The organism is Lysinibacillus sphaericus (assembly GCF_006864135.1).
Lineage (GTDB): Bacteria > Bacillota > Bacilli > Bacillales_A > Planococcaceae > Lysinibacillus.
On the sequence record NZ_SADV01000004.1, the window covers coordinates 218,962 to 241,908 of the forward strand.

Below are 22,947 nucleotides of genomic sequence, written 5' to 3' on the forward strand. Positions count from 1 at the left end.
CATTCTACACTGGTATAATTTAGGTGACTTTTATTTTGAAGAATCGTTACATTTTGGAGGGAAAATTTGTTTAAAAGAAAAATCTGGAGTAGCATTTTATGTTTCGTGTTAGTCGTCATGATGTTGATTACATGGTCATTAAAAGAAGATGAAAATAAAGAAATTGAACCCAAAGAGAGCGTTTCACTAGAATTACCAAACTCCGCACAATTACATTTGGAAGCCAGTGGTTTACTACTGCAAAAAACCAATAGTTCAAATAAATCATATATTCGTTCAACAGATCAAACAACTATTTATAATTTATTTGAAGATGGGGAAAACATGGGTTCCATCAAGGTCACTGTTCGAGAAATCGATAATGGGGATTTCTTCATTTTCACTCAATTACAAAACAAAAGTAGTAAAGGTTATAGTGCTTCAATATCGTACCCCATAAGCGGAAATATAAAGTATAATTTGACAGATTTCGAACGCCAGGAAATTCAACATGAGCACGATCATGTATACGGTGTAGATCCAACCACCTATCCTATCGGCCTGTTAACAGTAAAGGAACACGAAAACTTAGTGACCAATATGATGATAAGCCGAAACTACATATCGAAAGAACTAAAAACCAACTATGAGAACGGGGACAAGAGTGTCGTCCGGGAATTGACGAGTGAAAATAAGGACTTGAAATTAATGCATGATGATAATGGCCTTACTGTAACGCTTCCACTTCAATCAGTTGGAAATGATGTATCTGAAAACTGGTTGTTACTATCTAAAGAGCCTCTATTTAAAAAAGAAGAAGCGCGCGATGAATGGATTAGCCAAAGTACTAAACAATACAAAGAAACGAACAAATGGTATACAGCAGAAGGGCCGTATTCAAAACTTCCATGGTCGATCGAACCGGAAACAAAATTAGGATATGGACGAAACCTAGTGAGGGTCCAAGATAAAAAAGCGTTAAATTACTATGAAACTACACAGGAGCGATACTTCTACGATTTGCTACTAAATTCTGTTGCGAACTTATTTATTTTTCAAGGAGATAACAAAGGGTTATGGGAAACGGAGTATACGAGTACGTGGTTGAAAAAAGATTACGGAATCCAAGCTCCCTATACCGATACTAGGCATAACGAGAATGTCGCGCTATTCCTAAAAAAAACAGGGGACATGCTTGACATCAAAGAACTCAAAAACTCGACGATCACCTATGCAGACTTTTTGGTCGATCAGACGAAAAATGGCAACATAATCGAAGTTCCCGAAGGTGGTTACCTTGTGACCGATTATTATTCTCCCCAGCAGACAAAGAAGACACATACATCTTTAAATCATGCTTTAGGAGAAATGAATTTCCTACTAGAATCCTATCAACAAACAAAGGAAGAATCCTATTTAGACGTAGCCAGAAATATGAGACGGGGTATTGAAAACATCGGAGAAAAATGGTTACGAGAGAATGGTGATGTCTGGTATCAAGTGAATGGTGATTTCACTTTTGACGGAACTGATTATCCTCTCTTGACGTTAGGAGATTTACTGAAGTCTCAACAATCTTGGGAAGCTGTTGGAGAAAAACGAAGTGAAATGTTTGATCAACTCATTCGCTCAAAAGCACAATATCTCGTGGAAAGTAAACAGGAAATTCTTCGACCGGTAGCGGACCTTCTCATCAACCAAGAATTTGGGTATATCATCGAAGGATACAATAATATTCCTAAGTTTTAATAAACCTCATTATGTAAGAAGCAAAGAAGCTATTTTGATTATCTTTTTCAAAATAACTTCTTTCCATTTAACCAGCCACCATTTGACAGTGTTTACACCAGCGACGTGTCCGCTGTGCATAGAAACAAGCTGCTATGCACAGCATAATGCCCCGAAATAAGAAGCATGTATAAATGATCCTCCAATTAACAACAATGTACACGCTACAAAGGCGATGAAAAGCACAAGCAAGCGTGGCAATTTCTCACCCCAGGGTTGAATCAATGCTAGAGCAAGAACCGCTGCTACCCGACGCTTAAAAATACAATATATACCAATTGCAAAACCTAACGTAAAAGTTTGCAATTACACGTTAATAAAGAATCCATTTGAAAGATATTCCGAAAGAGAAAAGAACAGTAAATACGAGTTGTTAAATTTGGTCTGAGGCAACTTATTTTTATGATCTAAATTTATTTAGTAATGGTAAAAAAGGTTGTTGTAGACCCACTCGATATTCGTCTGATATCATAGTTGAGTAGTAATTGAATGAAGTAGGTTAAGGGTATTTGAGGAGAATTTCTTCCTTCATTTTTTAGTTTTAAGACTCTTAATCGGAGGAGAAATAAATGGTTAGTGAGAGAGAACAAATTAGCAAAAAAGTTGCATGGATTGCACTTGTATCCAACCTAATGCTAATGATAGGTAAAATCTTCTTTGGTCTTTTTGGAGGTAGTGAGGCTGTATTTGCAGACGGAATCCACTCTGGGGCAGATGTAGTAGCTTCGATTGCTGTGCTAGCAGTTGTAGGTATCTCTAATAAACCACCCGATAAGGATCATCCCTTTGGGCACGGTAAGGCAGAGGTGATTAGTGAAGCGATCGTTGGCATTATTTTAATATTAGTTTCACTCTATATATTCGTAGAAGCAATGTTAGCATTTTTTGATAAACCCGGTGTACCACAGTACAGTGCATTGATTGTAGCTATAATTTCTTACATAGCGAAAGAAATATTATATAGATACTCCATAAAACAGGGGAAAAAGTGGAATAGTAAGGCTATAATAGCGATTGCTTATGATCATAAAGGTGATATTATTGCTTCCCTTGCAGCATTTATAGGAGTCCTCTTAGCGATTTTAGGAAATGCAATTGGATGGACATATTTGTTATACGCGGACGCAATCGCAAGTGCTTTAGTAGCTTATTTTATTTTTAGAATCGCAATGGAATTAGTTAGACCTTCTGTTGATATTTTAATGGAAAAAAGCGTGGATCAGTATCTTTTAGACGGTTATGAAGCCACTATTCATGAATTTTATCAAGTAAAACGAATAGACAAAATCCGTGCTAGAGAACACGGTCACTATAAGATTCTAGACGTTCGACTTTCACTTAATCATGATTTAACAATTAAACAAGGCCATGATATAGCTCGTGATATAAAAAATGAAATATTAAATAAATACCCAGATGTAGGGGAAGTCCTTATTCATATAAATCCTTACTATATAGAACCTGATCAAAACTAATTTACAAAAAAGTGCTAATAATAAAGTATCTGAATGCTATCGATGAAATAGCTAAGGAGCATACTGACGAAATCCAATAATAATAAATTACAATATAAAAATAATTACTTAAAGAGCATGTTTTTTACTACATAAAGTAAAGAACATGCTCTTTTTACTCTATTACCTCTTCCATAATCGTCGATATATCCCCATATATTTACTTCTGCACTCTGTAAAAAACATCTTCTTATTCTACTAAGTCAACATCAAAGAGCAACAATCTATATTAAACAATCATTGAGAAAGATCCTTTGAAAAAAGAGGATTGAAGTAATATATAGGTTAGTAAGAAGAAGGTTATCGCCTTCATTTAAACTTATTGTATTTAAGCGCAGAGAGTCGCTGCAGCAAGGGCTTTGATTTCATATCCACACATTATAAATAATATTAGCTTCAGGAAAACAGGTTCCAGATGGATAAATTTGATTTAATCTTAAACAACTTTGAAAGGATGCCAGAAGCGGGATTAAATGCGGGTGAAGGGGCAATATCCGTTCTTTTTCCCATTTCCATCTATTCGAATCGCTAAATCTTCTTGTATCCATGTTAAAGAAAACGAGTTCAGATCGTCTCAGACTTGAAGTTTAATATTGTCATAACTCTTCAAATTATCGGATGGTGCTCCTAATTTATCGTTCAAAAAGGGATTATTCGTATAATTTGTGGTAATTACTATTTAAAGTATATTTACCCAATATCTGAAACATATGTAATACATACATTAGTTGCAATCATTGTGTTAACTTTCTAGTTTGGGATTTTAAATGAGGAATCCTTGACATAAAAATAAAGAAACGAAGTTATTTATCTAAATTACAGTAAAGAGAACATTTAGATGACCATATATCGGGAAGGGTGATGATCAATTATTGGAGTAGACATTAAGAAAATTTTATTGCTGGTTGGAAGTCTTGTATTAATGATGCTACTTGCTGCTTGTGCAAATGAAAAAAAACCAAGTCAGTCAGAATTTAAAAAACAATATTTTGAAGGAAAAAGTGATAATTGGTATGTAAAAATGGTAAGCGAAATGGATAGCAATAGGCGCTATATCATCTGTTATATTGGACAAGAAAATAAACCATTAAATTTTAAATACGAAATATATGAATCTTCTCACAACCCAACATTTGGCGATGGCGAATTTAAAAACCAAGAGGAATTTGAAATTCATGTAAAGTGCGGCGGTCCGTGTGATGCCCTTCCTAATAATGTACCTATTCTAATTCAATGGGAAGGAGAAGAAGAAAAAGTAGTAATTCGTAATAAAAAATAGAAAGTTGTCGGTAACATCGATCAACCCTAAAAATTATTTTCCATTACATTGAATCTCGGCAGACATACAAGTTAGACTATCTACCAAACTGATGGAACGAATGCTCTACAAGCGTATGATATTGAAAATCCAGCAGTTTGGACTACATAGAACAGCTATACAAACAAGTACGTTTCCATCTCTTACTATGGTGGGTATAGATAAGATGGAGTGAGATATAAATCTGCACCTTATTTTGTATATGAGGTACAGATTTATAATAATATTTTAGATTAATTAGCGGTTCTCGTTTACGTTAAATTCTAGTGTGCTGTCACACGCTTGTATTCAAGCCAAAGGATGCTTTGACAATGCCGTGACAAGCTTTAATAGAATATTGTAAAAGCCCTAGAGGAAACATAAGAAAAGGGCTTATATGTAAATGCTTCATAATTACGACCGTCTTGCTTGAATTAAGGTAAACCAATCATTTCCATTATACTTTCCAGAAACTCTATATATTGGCTGATAGAAATCTTTCGTATCATACATATAAGAAAGCTCGATTAATTCTATAGCAAGTTGATCTCCTTTTTTTATAACGAGATCTTCCTCATTCACCAATGCATTATATTTTATTTGGGGAAATTCCCCGTTTTTTATTCGCTCATACACTTCTGCAGGAGACAGTATGTTCACTTCTCGTTTAAATTGATTCATATGGATATTATATGCTAACGAAGAAACACTGCCATCTTGTTTAAGATCAAGCATTATATCTCCAGTCCAATAATCAGCGTTCAAATTAGTACTATCTTTAAGATTCCATGCAAATTCTCCAGTATCCAATACAGTCATTTCAGCGTCTTGGGGTAGTATATCAAAGTCGTCCATCATTGCCTTTGCCGTGTCAAGCAATGACTCTTGCCCCGATAAAGTAGTTTGCCCTGGCGTATAATTTTTGTCCTTTAATGACCAGTATCCCTCTGAACCAACAAACAACGTGTATTGGGAACCTGCTTTATTCTCTAATAGAATCTCACGATCACCTCTAGTAATATGTTCATCCAACACTGATAATCCTAATTTCTGTTGCAATAGGTCCTCAACTTCATTATTTTTAATGACTTTCTTATATACTGGGGCAACTGTCGGTAATGTGCTTAATTCCAGTGAAGTTGATATTTGTACATCTGACATATTCGATTTTGTATAAGCGTTTATTGCTAAATGACCAAACTCCTGTTGGGCGTAGACAATATTCATCCCAACAAAAATCAAACCCATCAATAGCGGTATGGCAAGGTTTCCGACTAGACTTTTTATTTTTACTTTTTTGTGATGAACGATGGAAGCCCCTAGTCTGTAAAATTGGTATCCCATAATACCACCAAGTGAGTTGTTCATTAAATCATCAAGCTCAAAAATTCCGGCTCCTGAAAGTGTCTGATACGTTTCTATAGATAACGTAGCACTTATAACAATAAGAAGAAGCCACTTAAATTTTTTGAATTTAGAGCTAATTAAAGGTAAAAAAATGCCTAGAGGAACAAACATCAAAATATTAAAAATACAATTTTGAAGATCACGTAAAGAGTATTTTTTCCATGCATCAATATAACCACTAAACGGCTGAAGGTTCATCTGCAGGAAATGGGAAGTGCCACGACCAAAAACAGTTAACTCCAACACAAAAATAATATATCCGATGAAGACTGCACCAAGAACAAGTTTCTTTATACGAATTTGTTTTTTTCGATCTGACGGCTGTTTTCGATAATAAAAAAAATAATATAGTGAGATCAGTATGAACTCAATTCCAATAATTATTAATACAGGCAACATTAAATACCGAATATTATTAAAAATATCTGTCATTCCCAAAGTGAAACTCTCCTAACTGATTTAATCTGATATTTTGCGGTTCTACACGAAAAAAGAGACCATCTAATAATTGATTACTTCCATTAGCTTAAATTGAGGTAATATTGTCGGCCTTTCTAATTGTAAATGGAAATTATTAATATTTAGATAGGTTATTTATGAAGAAATTCTTAAGGAACTTGCTATGCTTTAAATCATAAAGAAAGGAAAGACTAGGGGGCTCAAATAACGAAAGGAACAGCTACAGGCGTTGAACAAGTGACAGCAATAACCAAACCATCTAACAGCTCTATGGATGAAGTAGGAAATAAAGCAAAATTGTTAAAGACAACAATTTATATTTTGGTAATATTCCAGGAAAAAATAGAAAGGAATCACCGTTGTAAGATGATTCCTTTCGAAATAAACTAATTAACTTGATGGAGACATTCCGGTTTAAGTGATAATTATTCAGTATAGGACACGCCATAAATAAAAGGTAGCGTATGATTCCCAGTTTTTCCATGGAAACGATATTTCTAAGATTTCATCTTTCGTCGGCTTTCGGTCCATATTACGTAAAATTTTTATCGAATTAATAAGACCCACATCATCGATTGGGAAAGCTGTCTGGAACCTGAGGCAGCGCATGAGAACATAATTGGCTGTCCAAGGGCCGATTCCTCTTATTTTAATTAAGCTCTTCTCAGCATCTTTGAAGTTCATTTTCATTAATGTTTCCCTCGATAATTCTCCACTTGCCATTAATTTGGCAATTCCAATAATATATTCACTTTTTTTCACCGTCATTTTAATATCTGCTAGGTCGGTAGGTGTTAACTGTGCAATTCGTTCGTACGATGGGAACACCCAATACTTTTTACCATTCCATTCGATTGAATCGCCAAATCCTTCTACAAATTGCCTCTTTAAGGCGTACGCGAAGGCTAAGTTAATTTGTTGCCCTAAAACTCCCCAACATAAAGCTTCAAATAAATCAGGAATGCCTATAACTCGCATTCCATAGAATTTTTGGGCGGGCATTTTAAGTAATGGGTCTGCCTTTGCCATTTCATAAAATGGCGTTAAATCGTTATCAAGATCAAACCATTCATGAATATATTTGACAATCTCTTCCCGCTGCAACTTGTCAATAGGTCTACAATCATTTAGGAATTGAACAACCATTTGTTTATGATTGATTACGCTGATCTGTACTAAGGACCGAATTTCTCCAATGGCAATAACTTTTGTAATTTTATCGTTCTCTATGTCATACATACATTCATTTTTTTCCCTTGTTAAATAGCCTAGGTTAGCATTCATGTCGAAATTTCCAGGTAATGTGATTACAATATCATCATTGATTTCATGCCATATCATTTTTCCATTCTCCTCATCTTATTACGATTTTCAATTGTAATTTTACTTTATCACATAATAATCTTACTTAATTTCGTTATCTTGCTATTACATTCTAAACACCTTATTTTTTTCTATTTATGAGGTTATAGTGTTATTTATCAAGAATGCTAAAGGAGTGGATAACAATGGTCCAAGATATAAAAACACGCGTCGAGAACTTAAATTGGGATTCAATTCAAAATGAATTAGATGAGCAAGGGTTTGCAAAGCTTCCAGCGATTTTAACAAAAGAGGAATGTGAATTGTTCATAGCAATGTATTATGAGGAAGAGTCATACAGAACGACAATCAATATGACGAGATATCGCTTTGGGAATGGGGAGTACAAATATTTTTCCTATCCATTACCTGAAATCATCCAACGTTTAAGAGAGTCCTTTTATCTAGAATTGACCAAAACAGCTAATCGATGGTTGGGTTATTTAAAGAAAACCGAACAGTTTCCAGATCATCTTCAAGATTTTTTGAACACCTGTGAAGAATATGAACAAACGAGACCGACACCTTTACTATTAAAGTATGAAACAGGCGGGTTTAATTGTTTGCATCAAGATTTATATGGCGACATATTTTTCCCGTTTCAAGTAGTATTTGTATTAAATCAACGAGATAAAGACTATTATGGTGGAGAATCGCTAATAGTGGAACAAATTCCTCGTGCGCAGAGTAGGGGACATGTCATTACTTTAGAACAAGGCAGTGCACTGATTTTTCCTACTAACTACAGACCTGTTTTAGGTAAAAAAGGATATTATAAAAATACGGTTCGTCACGGTGTAAGCACAGTTACTTTTGGAGAACGATACGGTCTTGGAATCATTTTTCACGACTCTAAATAAATTAAATTTCAATATCTTGCTATTCTATTCCTAGAATTGTCCATTCTGAATTTAAAGGGAGTATATTGAAAGGGGAGGTGAGGTAAATGCCGGATAGAATTTATAACGGACATAAAGAAAACCATGGTTATAGAATTTTAAATGATGTAGAAATGATAACAGATGAAAAGTGGCAAGCAATACTAAATAATGATGCAGCGTACAATCATCAATTTTTCTATGCTGTAAAGTCGACAGGGATATTCTGTAAACCATCCTGTAAATCTCGCGTTCCGAAAAAAGAAAATGTATGCATTTTTTCAAACGCAGAACAAGCCCTCCGCGCAAATTTTCGCCCTTGTAAACGGTGCAAGCCTACTAATGAAAATCTACCTGATAGCGAGTGGGTTAATTTAATTACTGAATACATTGATAAAAATTTCACAGAAAAATTAACGCTAGAATCGTTAGCAACTATTTGTCACGGGAGTCCGTATCATATGCATCGAACATTTAAAAAGATTAAAGGCGTTACGCCGGTTGAGTATATACAACAAGTGAGAGTATACGCTGCTAAAAAGTATTTAATTCAGACAAATAAAGCGATTGGAGATATCGCCATATGTGTGGGTATGGCTAACGCGGCTTATTTTATTACTTTATTTAAAAAGAAAACTGGACAGACACCAGCACAATTTCGTCAAATGAGTAAAATGGGGGAAAAGTACAATGGAAACAAAGAATAAACCAACCCTTTATTGGTCTTTACTTAAGTTTAAGAATTGGCATTTTTATATTGCTTCAACTTCAAAGGGGCTTGCGTTTGTAGGTTCACCGAACAAACCATTCGAGGAATTGTTCGAATGGGCTAAGAAACGCTTTCCAGGAAGTCCTCTTGTTGACGACGATGAAAAGCTTGAACCTTATGTCGTTGAAATCACTCAGTATTTAGAGGGCAAGCGCAAAACCTTTACTGTTCCATTTGAGTACGTAGGTACGCCATTTCAGCTAGCAGTCTGGAATGCCCTTTGTGAAATTCCTTATGGACGGACGACATCCTATTCCGACATTGCAAATAATATAAATAAGCCAGCAGCTGTTCGTGCTGTAGGCGCGGCTATTGGGGCTAATCCGGTATTAATTACTGTACCGTGCCATCGTGTAATAGGAAAAAATGGCTCATTAACTGGCTATCGGGGCGGTTTAGAAATGAAGACACTGCTCCTGGATCTAGAAAAGCGAGCTTCATCTAGCAATGAGTAATTATTGCCGTTTAACTTGATTCAGCAGAAGTCCCCCACTTCTATAAATGGAGGGATGAATACGAAGATACATATAAATCAGAGGGGGGCCAAACTCCCTGCTGATTCAAGTTAAGCCTCCGGCGGGTGTCACAAATTTGAAGGGAGTTAATTGCGCAAGCGCAATTCAAAATTTGGACGCAATTACGCCGAGGCGTAATTGATTGAATGGAGGTTCCGTCATGAAAAGTGAATTATTTTATAAAAGTCCGAAAACCATTCTGAATAAAGGGACTGGCTTTCTTTCTGGATATACTCATTCCCTAAATCCTTATACAGGCTGTTCATTTGGGTGTTCCTATTGTTATGTACGCGAAATGCCTGTAGCTCTTTTTCGAGAAGGGGAATGGGGAAATTGGGTCGATGTTAAAAACGGAGCTGCGAATTTATTAAAAAAGGAGCTCCAACGCGCCAAATCTAAAGGGAATGTAACCATTTTTATGTCATCAAGTACAGATCCATATCAACCAATTGAGTATCAGGAAAAAGTGACGCGATCTTTACTAGAAGTTATGGTAGAAGATCCCCCTGACTTCCTATTAGTACAGACTAGAAGCCCACTGGTAAGTCGAGATATCGATTTACTGCAACATTTTAAAGATAAAGTTCGGGTAAGTATGACAGTAGAGACAGATAGGGAAGATATTCGTAAACATTTTTCGCCCTATGCTCCTCCTATTCCGGCAAGGCTTAAAACACTCCAACAGCTTGCTAAATTCGGTATTCCTACACAGGTTGCCATCGCTCCCGTATTACCAAGTAGCGAGGGATTTGCAGAAATATTACGTCCATTGGTTAACCGAGTATGTATTGATGATTATTTTATGGGGGACGGCAGTGGTGGTAAACGCACACACAGGATGGGCTTACAAGCGTTATATAGAAATCTGGAAATGGAAGAATGGTATCATCCATCCGTCTATCAAATGATTTATAAACGAATGCGGCAGTATTTTTCGGAAGATGAACTTTTCATTAGCCAGAAGGGATTCGAACCTTAGCAGTAAGTAGTACCTGCATGGTTACGACTCATCATGAGCAGGAAGAATTAACAGAAGAGAAGAAAGCCTATTTTGCACAAGAATGTGAGCAAATATTAACCAAGTTAGGAGATCTCTAATTAGACGAGGAATAGTAAAAACCATTATAAAATAGATATATATATAGATTTGTATCTCGCAAGAAAAAGGGGTAATTCTGTTCCATGGACAGCCATAAAATTGGCTATCCCATCTAAGCACGTTCGAAAATTAGAGCGCTTAACAGGCATAAAATCTGTAAAGGTTTTTTTCGGGTTTCAAATAAAAAAATGGAAGGTAGATAATCCTTAATTAACACTTTTAAAACCATATGTGTTATAAATAAGCTAATAATTTTTTGGAGGTGTATCACATGGATTCAAAGGAAACACCAGAAGAAAAAAGAGAACGTTTAAGACAAAGTGAACTTAAAAATAATCCTACTGGTTCTTTAAATGATGGAATTAATAGAGGAATTGGCGGTAATTTAACTGGTATGGGTTGGAAAGAGTCGATTGCATTAATTTTATTGTTATTTATCGGATATATCGTATATAAGTTATTTTTTAGTCAATAGTATTTGGAAAATTCATATTTTTTATATTGATCAGTCAATCTGGAGAAAACAGACTAAATTTGGCATTTTTAAAATATTCCATGTCTCCCGTAAAAAACGGATGGCAGCTTTTATTTTATGCTGTGAGAGCGATCGAAATGGGTAACGGTACGTGTTACTGAATCTAGATGCTCTCACAGCGTTATTTTTATTGTTTTAGTAAGCTCAAAGCTGTAAATCGTAATTTAAAATTCAAAGCATCTTCATTTAGTTTCAATTTCACCAAAAAGTTTTCCTACTAAAATCTAAGAGATCAAGGATTTGGTAAAACTTTAGTCTTTTACTTTTGAGAAAAAATTTTAAAAGGGTCACTGAGTTAAGGTGACCCTAAATGAGGGAGGATGTGACGGTCAACCAACGCCACAACCGAATAAGTGTGTGCGATACACTCAATATTAATTTGTGCAAGTAGCTGTTACTTATACATATAAAAACGCATCGTGTCACACGCCTATAAAAGTCGCCATGCGTAAAGTGAGAAACTTTGTTCAATTTGCATTACTACCATTGGTATTGTGATATGTACGTTTTAATGGAGCAGCCGTTAGAGTGTGTCAATTTAAAATAATGTAATTAACAACAATTGCAAAACATACTTTTGGAAGAAATTTTATTATTGTCGAATATTGACTTTATTATCACTTAATATGTGAGCTAACAATAATAAGAGTAATTCCTGTAAAAAGGCAAATAATTCTCGTCACTGGAATTTTATCAGCTAGTCCAAATAATGCAATGGCAGTCGTTACAATTAAAACTGTTGGACCAACCAAAGCAAGCATTGTATTAATATAGAATGCTTTTTCTAAATTATTAAACTTTAGCATCAACAATCCAGCACTTACTTCAATACTTCCAGACAATACGCGTAAAATAACCATAGCAAGAACCGATTTTTCAATAACTGTCATCATCCAATCTTTATAAATAGTTTTTAAAGGTGAAAATGAAATTCTCTTATATTATATTTCCATCATTAGGATAGTTGTAGACTTCTGTTTTAATATGAAATGCTAAAATCAATATATGTATGATTCGTGTTAATTATTCTTGTTATATTATGCTTTATAGTGTTCATTTAATAAGCAATTTTCTAGTTAATAGTTCAAATAGAATCTGTTTTTAGAAATCCATTTTCTACATAGTTTTTTAGGGGTTATATTTGTATTAGCAACGGGTTAAGTTATTATTTAAAACAACTATCTGTAGCGTATGCTAGCCAAAAATATTATGAAATTCTTCTTAACGAAAGAAAGTCCATTCAGAAACAAGTAATACTAATACCATTCATAACAATTTCTATTTTCCTTAAATGTTGTATCGCAAAGCTAGTCGTCCATATAGGAACAATAAACGACGTTGCTGAACACAAATTTAAAACCGCATATGTCAAAAGAAAAACGAGACGCCAGGATCATTGGTAAATCATTGATCCTGGCGTCTTTAATAACCAAAAAGGTAAAGAACTCACTTCCTCTATAGTTTCTTTTAGGCCCTTAGATAACCGCTGATTATTATTGCTGTAACACTTATAGTCGGACTACTTCCTATAAATTTTCGTAATTCCTAAATGTACCCAAATTTCTCACGCCTAAATAAAGCTCATATTTAAAAGAGATCGCATTTCTTTTAAAGAAACTCTCTAAAACCGGTTCGGCGAGATCCTTTTAAAAATCTTTTTTATACGAAATATTGCTAAGAAATGCAGAATAGTTCACCAAGAAAGAGAAATAGTTAACGATAGTCTGTCTTTTCAGAATTTTACCTATATTGCTTGTTTTAAAAACTCTATGTTAAGGTAAAATGACAAATTGAATATGCTAAATTTTGGTGGTTCAAATGGAGTTGATTCCATTTGATGAAAAGGGAAGTTGGTGAGAGTCCAACACTGTCCCGCAACTGTATTTAGGAGTTCAATAACAAGGCCACTGTTTTGTTTGTCAAAATGGGAAGGTGTTATTGTAGCGTTGATCATAAGTCAGGAGACCTGCCACTAAATAAGCATCAATTGACCTACTAGGATAGGGAGGTGTTAGCTACTACATGATCTTTGTGAATTCATGTAAATTCACTGTTTATTTGCTCTATCATGCTTTTGTAGATTAACAACTTCTCAAAGGGGTAGAAGTTGTTTTTTTGTTGTTCTTTCGTGTTTTAATGGTAACGCTTACAAGAATAATTAAACAAAGGGGTTGTAATGAATGGAGTTAAATTATTCACCAGGTCTCGATGGAATCATTGCCGCTGAAACAAAGCTATCTTTTTTAGACACTGTAGGAAGTCAGATTGTGATTCGAGGCTATGATTTGATTGAGTTATCACAAAGATATTCGTATTTAGACATTGTCTACTTAATGTTGCATGGAGAAATACCAACTACCGAGCAACGAGCTAATTTACAGGTTAAATTGAAATCTAATTACCAGGTTCCACAAGAAATTTTTCAAATTTTCAAGTTATTACCTGGTGGGACGCATGCTATGGATGGGCTTAGAACAGGCATTTCGGTGTTAGCAGGCTATGATCAGCAAATCAATGATCGTTCTACTGAAATGAATTTGTCGCGAGCATATAGACTTTTAGGTGGTATGCCAAATATTGTAGCGAATAGCTATCGTGTATTAAATGGTCAAGATGTCGTGGAGCCTGATAACCAGCTTTCCTATAGTGCTAATTTTTATTACATGATAACTGGCAGAAAACCAACTGCTTTAGAAGAAGAAATTTTTGATCAATCACTCGTTTTATATAGTGAACATGAGATGCCAAATTCGACGTTTACGGCTCGTGTTATTGCCTCAACACAATCTGATTTGTATGGTGCTTTAACTGGCGCGGTCGCATCATTGAAAGGTAATTTACATGGTGGGGCAAACGAGGCAGTGATGTATATGCTTCTTGAAGCCAAAACAGTAGAAGGCTTTGAAACATTGCTGAAATACAAACTGCAAAATAAAGAAAAGATTATGGGCTTTGGCCATCGTGTTTATATGAAAAAAATGGACCCAAGAGCGCGAATTATGAAAGAGGCTTTACACAAATTATGTTTGCAGCAAGGAGATCATCGCTTATATCACATGTGTGAAGCTGGTGAAAAAGTGATGGTACAGGAAAAAGGGTTATACCCAAATTTAGATTATTATGCGGCACCAGTGTACTACATGCTTGGATTGCCAATTGAAATATATACGCCAATCTTTTTTGGCTCACGAACGATCGGCTTATGTGCTCATGTAATTGAACAGCATGACAATAATAGATTATTTAGACCTCGTGTCAATTATATTGGCGAGCGTCATAACCTTGAAGAATTGTCGGTATAATCAAGTTTAACAACTCGCCATAGAGCTGATGGGCATTCTGACCAATGTCCATCAGTATACTAATATAGCAAATTCATGCAACGGAGGGAAGATATAAATGATAAAAACAAATGAACTATCTAAGACAGATCAATTACTAACTGATATTACCGATTACGTATTAAATACAACGATTACAAGTGAAGAAGCCTACGAAACAGCACATTATGTTTTATTAGATACTATAGGTTGCGGCATTTTGGCTTTACAGTATCCCGAATGTACGAAACTACTTGGACCAGTTGTACCCGGTACGGTTGTTCCAAATGGTACGCGTGTTCCAGGAACTTCCTATGTACTTGATCCAGTGAAAGGTGCTTTCAATATTGGTTGCATGATTCGTTGGTTAGATTACAATGACACATGGCTTGCGGCTGAATGGGGACACCCTTCTGATAATTTAGGTGGCATATTAGCAGTTGCGGATTACTTGAGTCGTGTACGTATTGCTGAAGGCAAAGAGCCTCTTAAAATAAAAGACGTTTTAGAAATGATGATTAAAGCCCATGAAATTCAAGGGGTATTAGCATTAGAAAATAGTCTGAATCGCGTTGGTTTAGATCACGTATTATATGTCAAAATTGCGACAACAGCGGTTGTGACAAAGGCATTAGGTGGAACTCGTCAAGAAATTATCAATGCATTATCAAATGCTTGGATTGATAATTCAAGTTTACGAACATACCGCCATGCCCCAAATACAGGATCAAGAAAATCATGGGCAGCAGGAGATGCGACAAGTAGAGCCGTACAATTAGCCATGATGGCTGTGCAAGGTGAAATGGGTTATGCAACGGCCTTATCTGCACCTGGCTGGGGATTCCAAGACGTACTCTTTAATAAACAAGAATTAAAGCTTGCAAGACCGCTTACCTCTTATGTTATGGAGAATGTTCTTTTCAAAGTTTCTTTCCCGGCTGAATTTCATGCGCAAACAGCTGCAGAATGTGCAGTTCATTTACATCATGAAGTGACAAATCGTTTAGATGATATTGAAAAAGTTGTCATTACGACACATGAATCAGCTATTCGCATCATTGATAAAGAGGGCCCATTGAATAATCCAGCTGACCGTGATCACTGTATTCAATACATCACAGCAATTGGGCTGATCTATGGTGATATTATCGCAGACCATTACGAAGATGATGTGGCAGCAGATCCACGCATAGATGAACTAAGAAATAAAATGGTTGTTGTTGAAGATTCACAATATACGATCGATTACTTAGATCCTGAAAAGCGCTCTATTGCTAATGCTGTTCAAGTTTATTACAAAGATGGGACATCATCAGAATTAGTAGAGTGTGAATATCCTTTAGGACATCGTTTCCGTCGTGAGGAAGCATTCCCTAAAATCATTGATAAATTCCAACAAAATATTAGTACACATTATTCTCAAAAACAATTAAGTAAAATTAATGAGCTTTGTGCTAATAAAGAGATTCTCGAAAATAGTGCTGTTCATGAATTTGTAGATTTATTCATCTAACTTTTTTCAGCTGTGTTTTATGTATCGAAAGAATAAGTCACTTTATAGTGGGTGTTCAAACATCCGCTGAAAGAAGTGCCTCCGGCAGATGTCACGGAATCGGAAAGGAGTTCAATGTAGAATGTTAGTTTAAAATCATCACATCCATGCGATAACGGCTAACTGCCCTGCATCGGTGTTGCTAACGCTTCGTTAGCACTGCGCTTTCGGGCAAAAACATCTGTTGCTGTCGCTTCGTTAGCACTGCGCTTTCGCACAAAAAACATCTGCTGCTGCCGCTTCGCTTTCGCACAAAAAACATCTGCAGGGCTAAGCACAAAACCGATTCTGGGCTCAATTATGCCGCGGCATATTGATTAAAAGGAGGTCTTTAAAAATGGCGTGGATTGTCAATGAAGTAATGACACAAAAACAATTGGCTGACCAATTTCGAGCTTTACTAACGCGTTCTACTATTTTGAAAATACCAGGAGCTCATGATGCGATGGCAGGCTTAATGGCTAAAAAAGTGGGCTTTGAGGCATTATATCTTTCTGGAGCTGCCTACACAGCAAGTAGGGGCTTACCTGATTTAGGAATAATTTATTCAAATGAAGTGGCGCAACGTGCTAGTGAAATTATCCAAGCTACTAACTTACCAATACTAGTGGATATTGATACTGGCTTTGGCGGTATATTAAACGTTGCACGTACAGCTCGCGAAATGGTAGAGGCTGGAGTAGCTGCTGTACAGTTAGAGGATCAAAATCTTCCTAAAAAATGTGGACATTTGAATGGTAAAACACTCGTATCCCAAGAGGAAATGATACAAAAAATAAAAATGATTAAACAAATAGCGCCTACTTTAGTTATTATTGCCCGTACTGATGCAAGATCTGTAGAAGGTTTAGAACAGGCTATTTCAAGAGCAAATGCCTATGTAGCTGCTGGAGCAGATGCTATTTTTCCTGAGGCTCTGCAAACAGAAAAAGAGTTTAAACAATTTGCTAGTGAGCTAGATGCTCCTTTATTAGCAAATATGACTGAATTTGGGCAAACACCTTATTATACAGCTAAGGAGTTTGAAAAAATGGGCTATTCGATGGTTATTTATCCCGTTACATCAATGAGAGTAGCAGCCAAAGCATATGAGCGAGTGTTTGACTTAATAAAAAATACGGGGACTCAAAAGGAAGCAATTGAGGATATGCAAACTAGAAGTGAATTATATGAAACAATCTCCTATTACAAATTCGAAGATTTAGATAGTGAGTTGGCGAAAACTATCTTACCTAAAGAGGAAATCAAGTAGGAGAAAAGCAATCTGCTTTTCTCCTCTTTCTTTCAAGGAGGGCTTGTATGGCTAAACTAGAAAACACAATGACGATCTTTACACCTGAGGACTTTCATGATGAGGAAGAGCTCATAGCAAAAACGGCAGAGCTTTTCATTAAACAGGATGTCTCACCTAATATTTCAGCTATTGAACAGCATCAATATGATGTCACTCGTCAATTATTTCAAAAAGCAGGTGACCTTGGTTTACTTGCCATTGAGATACCCGAAGACTATGGGGGGCTTGAACTCAATAAAAAAATTTCGGGGCTTGTTGCAGAAAGAATGGGCTACGGGGGCTCTTTTAGTGTCTCCTACAATATTCATGCAGGAGTTGGCACATTGCCCTATGTCTATTTTGGGAATGAGTCACAAAAGCTAAAGTACTTACCTAAGCTGGCTTCAGGTGAATGGATTGGAGCCTATGCCCTGACTGAGCCAGACGCAGGTTCAGATGCATTACATCCAAAAACAAATGGGATTTTGAATGAAGATGGTACAGCATGGGTATTAAACGGTGAAAAACAATGGATTACCAATGCCCAGCTAGCAAATATCTTTGTTGTTTTTGCAAAAACAAACGAAGGAATGACCGCTTTCATTGTAGAACGTACTTTAACAGGGGTATCTATAGGGCAGGAAGAAGAGAAGATGGGAATTAAAGGGTCTTCGACGGCTACACTTATTTTAGAGGACGTTGTCGTACCAAGGGACAATGTTCTTGGAGAGGTTGGAAAAGGCCATAAGGTTGCTATGAATATATTAAATATGGCACGCCTAAAGCTCGCTTTTTCAAACATAGGAACTTCCAAACAGGCACTCCAATTAGCAGTGAATTACGGTAAGGAACGGCAACAATTTCAAAAGCCGATCGTTGATTTTACAATGATTCAAGAAAAAATTGCTAATATGGCGATTTTAATTTATGGCGCAGAAAGTGCTGCATACCGAACAGCTGGAGAAATGGATGATGTTATTGAGTTAGAAAGTAAAGAGTCCATGGTTCAAAAAATAGCCGATTTCGCTATGGAATGTGCACTCAATAAAATCAATTGCTCGGAAGCACTTGGCAAAATTGTAGATGAAGCTGTTCAAATACATGGCGGATATGGCTATATGCAAGATTATGAAGTAGAACGTTTGTATCGTGACGCAAGAATTAGCCGTATTTTTGAAGGAACAAATGAAATCAATCGCTTAACAATTGCTAAAATATTATATAAAAAGCATACGCAAACAGCTTCTACAAAAAATTTTTTAGGAGCGTGCCAACCATCAGATGATAATCACCAATATATCCAGCTATCCAAGCATTTAATGCAAATGGCAATGACTGTCATTTCAGCTGCACAAATTAATCTGGAACAAGAACAGGAATACATGCGTCTGTTGGCTAATATAGCAAAGGATATTTATATCATGGAATCTTCTTTACTGAGAACGGAAAAGGCAGCACATGAAAAAACGAAAAATTTGATGACAGACATATTGTGCCAAGAGGGTTATCGTAAAATAGAAAAAAGAACAATTGACATTATTGCTGCTGCTGAAACAAATGAGCAAATACGAAAAACATGGCTGGATGATATTCAACACTTAAACACTCCCCTACATCAGAATCTCTTTATGAAGAAGAGAGAGATTGCAAGAAGTATCATCAACAATCCAAAATCTATTAGTTAATTTTCATAAACAGGAGGGAAAAGATCATGGTCGATACATTTGCCAATGTAAGTAAAGAAGGTTCCATCGCGATTATTCATTTAGATCATCCACCAGCAAATACGTTGTCATCAGCAACTATTGAAAATCTTCGTGTCATTTTCCAAGAGCTAGCAGAGGACAAAGAAACAAACGCCATCATTATTACGGGCACAGGGCGATTTTTTGTAGCTGGTGCAGATATTAAGGAATTTGTTTCTGCTTTTGGGCAACAGGAAAAAGCATTGCAAATGGCCGAGGCAGGTCAAGCTCTATGTGATGAAATTGAAGCTATGAAAAAGCCTGTTATTGCAGCTATAAATGGTCCAGCCCTTGGTGGAGGACTAGAGTTAGCGTTAGGCTGCCATTTCAGAATCGCTTCGAGTAATGCAATTCTTGGCTTACCAGAACTAAAACTTGGGCTACTTCCAACATTCGGTGGCACACAACGACTTAGCAGAATAACGAATCAAGCGAAAGCCCTACAATTAATTTTAACAAGTAAACAATTAAGCGCCGACGAGGCACTTCGGCTAGGCATTATTCAACTGGTAACTGAACCGGAGGAACTACTGCCAACTGCAAAAGCTGTTGCTCAGTCCTTTGTTGATGGTAAAAGTATGACAAGTGTGGCTCGTACAATTGAATGTGTAATGCAGGGCGGCAACGTTCATCTTCAAAAAGGACTGGAACTTGAACGAACACGTTTTGCTGAGCTATTTTTAACAGAGGATGCTAAAGAAGGTGTTCAGGCTTTTATTGAAAAAAGACAGCCAGAATTTAAACATTCGTAAGGGAGGAATGTAATATGGAAAACGAAGTACTATTTTCGGTCAGTGACGGTGGAACAGCCACCATTACATTGAATCGTCCTAAAGCTTTAAACTCACTTTCCACTGAAATGCTAAAACCTATCGGCGAGAAACTAAAGGAATGGCAAGCAAATGATGAAATTCATCTTATTATCCTAAGAGGTTCTGGTGAGAAGGGATTTTGTGCTGGTGGTGATATTAAAACACTTTATAATGCTCGCTCCAGTCAGGAAGCTTTCAAAAATGCCGAAGTTTTTTTTGAAGAAGAATATCAAGTAGATATGGCTATCTATCACTATCCAAAACCAATTATTGCCTGCCTTGATGGCATTGTCATGGGTGGTGGTGTCGGTTTAACCTTTGGGGCTAGCCACCGAATCGTTACTGAACGGACAAAATGGGCAATGCCGGAAATGAATATCGGCTTCTTTCCGGATGTTGGAGCAGCCTATTTCTTAAACAAAGCACCTGGCTTTGTAGGATACTATTTAGCATTAACCGCATCTGTCATCCAAGCTGCTGACGTTCTTTTTGTCAATGGTGCTGATAGCTATATGACAAGCGATAAGCTACACAAATTCCTAACAAGGATCGAACAAACTGACTGGCATACACAAGAGATCAGCACAGCTCTAAACCAATTAATCGAGGAGTATTCAAGCAACCCATTAACAAATAGTGAACTTGCCAGTCTTCAAAATAAAATAGATCAACATTTCTCTAACTATACAATAGAAGAAATAGTAGCGTCTTTAGATAATGACGCAAGTAAATTTTCACATGAAACAAAGCAGTTACTTCTATCTAAATCTCCATCTTCGTTAAAAATTACGTTACAGCAGCTTATTGATGCACGAGATAAAACATTAAAAGAATGCTTTGCGACAGATTTAATCTTAGCAAAAAACTTTTTAAAACATGAAGATTTCTTTGAAGGTGTACGCTCTGTCGTCATTGATAAAGATCGAAATCCGCAGTATACCTATAAAACATTAGCTGAATTTACAGATGAAGATAAGAAGAAATTTTTTCATGATAACAGTGTAAAGTCATAGTTTAAAATCCTTTTTGAAGGAGCAGAAAGCCTGATAATTCAATATTCGTTACGAAGTTAATTTTTTGAAACAATTGAAGCCTACTGAATCAGTAGGCTTCAATCATTTTTCCATAAATACTGGTGGTAATTTATAATCCAGTTTCTCACTCTGTTTACTATTTTTATTTGTACCATCAAACAATTTAAAGAGTATATAACCAGTATTGCCTTTTATAAAGGTTACAGGGTCTATAACATTTTTGTAGGTTCTTTCGTTGAGGAAGCAAAATGTTGGTACCTATTTCTCCTATCAGAAAGTATTGCACTATAGAATGCATTTTTCTACTTTATCTCCTACATGTTGAAAACTAATTGTTTTCATCCCATTAGGGCTTACTTCAAAAATCATCGTTTCTTTACCATAAGGAGAGTCATGTGCATGCTCAAATGTTATGAATTGAACTTCGGTAAGAAAGCTAAACGAACCTTCATGCTCTCTGATGATACGCCGGATCTTAGCATTTAAAAAACCATATTGTTTAATGTAGCCATAGTAATGAAAGATCATTAAGTTGCATATGCAGCTCTTTTTTATTGAATTAACGATGCAGGCTAGTTTAAAAAGGTGTTCATTTCAATAGATTTTACTTGATAATTTTCTACAGAAATATCTACAACAGCAGATATTTCTGTAGAAAATTATCAACAACATGACCTTCTAAATATACTTCATGTGTTGCATATTCACCTGAAGAACTAACTTCATTTATTGTAATATCGATATTTTTTTCCTTTTTAAAATGCTCAACTGTTGCTTGTATTGCTATTTCTTTAGTGTTTGCCCATGCTTCTTCACTAAATTCCTTAGGCATACCTTGGTCGATAAGGAAAAAAGCTATTAGAGCTAGAGCAATAATTGTCGTACCACCAAAAATAGATAAAAATTTAATTCGTTTGTCTTTCATTAAATATTCCTCACATCATGATTTCTTGTTTTTTTCAACAAGAGCAATTTTAAAACAAAATTTTAGTTATAACAATTAAATTTTTGTTACATGAAACTTATAATTTTGTAAGTTTTAATTTCATAGTGTTATTGAACATAATGCCAATCCCAATCGAGCTAAGTATTGTTCTAATCTTATCAGTCAATATTATTTTTTTGTTTCTGATAACTCCACTGAAAATGTGCCGAGATTGTTTTCTTTTGAAATTGTATTAATAATGTTGGTTATTTTATTTATAGTTTTATCATGCCTATCAAAGTTAGATAGTGATATTGTTAGAACTTTATTTTCAGGTGAATATATTGTATAGAGAATTCTTTTGTCAGGAGAAAATCCGTGTTCTACGAGACCATTTATAATTTTTTTAGTTAATTCAACTTCTCCAATCTTTTTGTTTATCTCTTCTACTGCTTTTAGTTGTTCTTCGGAATTCGCAACAAATGCATATGAGGAAATATCTGTAACAGATTGGGAATTACGATTATAAAATACGTAGATGCCAATTGTAATTAACAAAAGAATAATGGAAAAGGTGATCTTTTTGATGTTAATTCCTCCTTACATGCAAAGTATGTATTATTTTTAAAATATATGATTCTAAAGAGGAAAATGTACAGGAGAAAAGGGAATAGGAGAGATAGC

Annotated in this window: 19 protein-coding genes and 1 riboswitch; of the genes, 14 read left to right on the forward strand and 5 right to left on the reverse strand. The window is 35.7% G+C overall.

Annotated features, from left to right (window positions below; genetic code table 11):
* Positions 1 to 66 precede the first annotated feature (66 nt).
* From C7Y47_RS07125 to C7Y47_RS07135, 3 genes are all read left to right on the forward strand, one after another.
* Positions 67 to 1,728 carry a hypothetical protein gene (locus tag C7Y47_RS07125; RefSeq protein WP_142508130.1) on the forward strand — a complete coding sequence of 554 codons (1,662 nt, stop codon included), beginning with the start codon at positions 67 to 69 and terminating at the stop codon, positions 1,726 to 1,728.
* Positions 1,729 to 2,336: 608 nt separating this feature from the next.
* Entirely contained in the window at positions 2,337 to 3,242 is a 906-nt protein-coding gene (locus tag C7Y47_RS07130; RefSeq protein WP_142508131.1) for a cation diffusion facilitator family transporter, read from the forward strand.
* 961 nt (positions 3,243 to 4,203) lie between these two features.
* Positions 4,204 to 4,560 (forward strand): hypothetical protein, encoded by a 357-nt coding sequence (locus C7Y47_RS07135; protein ID WP_142508132.1) that lies wholly within the window; start codon positions 4,204 to 4,206, stop codon positions 4,558 to 4,560.
* 432 nt (positions 4,561 to 4,992) lie between these two features.
* Here the strand turns inward: C7Y47_RS07135 and C7Y47_RS07140 are convergent, their stop codons facing one another.
* Both C7Y47_RS07140 and C7Y47_RS07145 read right to left on the reverse strand, forming a co-directional pair.
* Positions 4,993 to 6,417: a VanZ family protein gene (locus tag C7Y47_RS07140; RefSeq protein ID WP_255505068.1), complete on the reverse strand. Its 1,425-nt coding sequence runs from the start codon at positions 6,415 to 6,417 to the stop codon at positions 4,993 to 4,995.
* A 456-nt stretch (positions 6,418 to 6,873) separates the two neighbouring features.
* Positions 6,874 to 7,785 (reverse strand): DNA glycosylase, encoded by a 912-nt coding sequence (locus C7Y47_RS07145; RefSeq protein ID WP_142508134.1) that lies wholly within the window; start codon positions 7,783 to 7,785, stop codon positions 6,874 to 6,876.
* A 167-nt stretch (positions 7,786 to 7,952) separates the two neighbouring features.
* Here C7Y47_RS07145 and C7Y47_RS07150 point away from each other — a divergent pair, with 167 nt between their 5' ends.
* From C7Y47_RS07150 to C7Y47_RS07170, 5 genes are all read left to right on the forward strand, one after another.
* Positions 7,953 to 8,666: a 2OG-Fe(II) oxygenase gene (locus tag C7Y47_RS07150; protein WP_142508135.1), complete on the forward strand. Its 714-nt coding sequence runs from the start codon at positions 7,953 to 7,955 to the stop codon at positions 8,664 to 8,666.
* Positions 8,667 to 8,752: 86 nt separating this feature from the next.
* Positions 8,753 to 9,391, forward strand: a complete 639-nt coding sequence (locus tag C7Y47_RS07155; RefSeq protein WP_142508136.1) for a bifunctional transcriptional activator/DNA repair enzyme AdaA — start codon at positions 8,753 to 8,755, stop codon at positions 9,389 to 9,391.
* The gene (adaB, locus tag C7Y47_RS07160; RefSeq protein WP_142508137.1) at positions 9,375 to 9,908 is read left to right on the forward strand and encodes a methylated-DNA--[protein]-cysteine S-methyltransferase; all 534 of its coding nucleotides are present in this window, start codon (positions 9,375 to 9,377) and stop codon (positions 9,906 to 9,908) included. Before C7Y47_RS07155 ends, adaB begins: the two co-directional genes overlap by 17 nt.
* 220 nt (positions 9,909 to 10,128) lie before the next feature.
* Positions 10,129 to 10,947, forward strand: coding sequence for an SPL family radical SAM protein (locus C7Y47_RS07165; RefSeq protein WP_142508138.1), 819 nt, complete (start codon positions 10,129 to 10,131; stop codon positions 10,945 to 10,947).
* 391 nt (positions 10,948 to 11,338) lie between these two features.
* A complete protein-coding gene (locus tag C7Y47_RS07170) occupies positions 11,339 to 11,542 on the forward strand; it encodes a DUF6366 family protein (RefSeq protein WP_142508139.1) in 204 nt (67 codons plus the stop codon).
* A 677-nt stretch (positions 11,543 to 12,219) separates the two neighbouring features.
* Here C7Y47_RS07170 and C7Y47_RS07175 read toward each other — a convergent pair.
* Positions 12,220 to 12,495, reverse strand: coding sequence for a YqhV family protein (locus C7Y47_RS07175; RefSeq protein ID WP_142508140.1), 276 nt, complete (start codon positions 12,493 to 12,495; stop codon positions 12,220 to 12,222).
* Positions 12,496 to 13,395: 900 nt separating this feature from the next.
* Positions 13,396 to 13,590: riboswitch (cobalamin riboswitch) on the forward strand.
* 192 nt (positions 13,591 to 13,782) lie between these two features.
* On the opposite strand from C7Y47_RS07175, the gene mmgD reads away from it, so the two are divergent.
* From mmgD to C7Y47_RS07205, 6 genes are all read left to right on the forward strand, one after another.
* On the forward strand, positions 13,783 to 14,904 hold the full coding sequence (gene mmgD / locus C7Y47_RS07180) for a citrate synthase (RefSeq protein ID WP_142508141.1): 1,122 nt from the start codon (positions 13,783 to 13,785) through the stop codon (positions 14,902 to 14,904).
* Between the two features lie 97 nt (positions 14,905 to 15,001).
* Positions 15,002 to 16,435, forward strand: coding sequence for a 2-methylcitrate dehydratase (prpD, locus tag C7Y47_RS07185; RefSeq protein ID WP_142508142.1), 1,434 nt, complete (start codon positions 15,002 to 15,004; stop codon positions 16,433 to 16,435).
* Positions 16,436 to 16,811: 376 nt separating this feature from the next.
* Entirely contained in the window at positions 16,812 to 17,726 is a 915-nt protein-coding gene (prpB, locus tag C7Y47_RS07190) for a methylisocitrate lyase (RefSeq protein WP_142508143.1), read from the forward strand.
* Positions 17,727 to 17,773: 47 nt separating this feature from the next.
* A complete protein-coding gene (locus C7Y47_RS07195) occupies positions 17,774 to 19,432 on the forward strand; it encodes an acyl-CoA dehydrogenase family protein (RefSeq protein ID WP_142508144.1) in 1,659 nt (552 codons plus the stop codon).
* Positions 19,433 to 19,458: 26 nt separating this feature from the next.
* The gene (locus C7Y47_RS07200; protein ID WP_142508145.1) at positions 19,459 to 20,244 is read left to right on the forward strand and encodes an enoyl-CoA hydratase-related protein; all 786 of its coding nucleotides are present in this window, start codon (positions 19,459 to 19,461) and stop codon (positions 20,242 to 20,244) included.
* A 14-nt stretch (positions 20,245 to 20,258) separates the two neighbouring features.
* Positions 20,259 to 21,317 (forward strand): enoyl-CoA hydratase/isomerase family protein, encoded by a 1,059-nt coding sequence (locus C7Y47_RS07205; RefSeq protein ID WP_142508146.1) that lies wholly within the window; start codon positions 20,259 to 20,261, stop codon positions 21,315 to 21,317.
* 306 nt (positions 21,318 to 21,623) lie between these two features.
* On the opposite strand, the gene C7Y47_RS26075 is transcribed toward C7Y47_RS07205, so the two are convergent.
* Complete coding sequence (locus C7Y47_RS26075; protein WP_142508147.1) at positions 21,624 to 21,866, reverse strand: DUF3888 domain-containing protein; 243 nt, start codon at positions 21,864 to 21,866, stop codon at positions 21,624 to 21,626.
* A 103-nt stretch (positions 21,867 to 21,969) separates the two neighbouring features.
* Positions 21,970 to 22,263 carry a hypothetical protein gene (locus C7Y47_RS07215; RefSeq protein ID WP_142508148.1) on the reverse strand — a complete coding sequence of 98 codons (294 nt, stop codon included), beginning with the start codon at positions 22,261 to 22,263 and terminating at the stop codon, positions 21,970 to 21,972.
* Between the last annotated feature and the right edge of the window lie 684 nt (positions 22,264 to 22,947).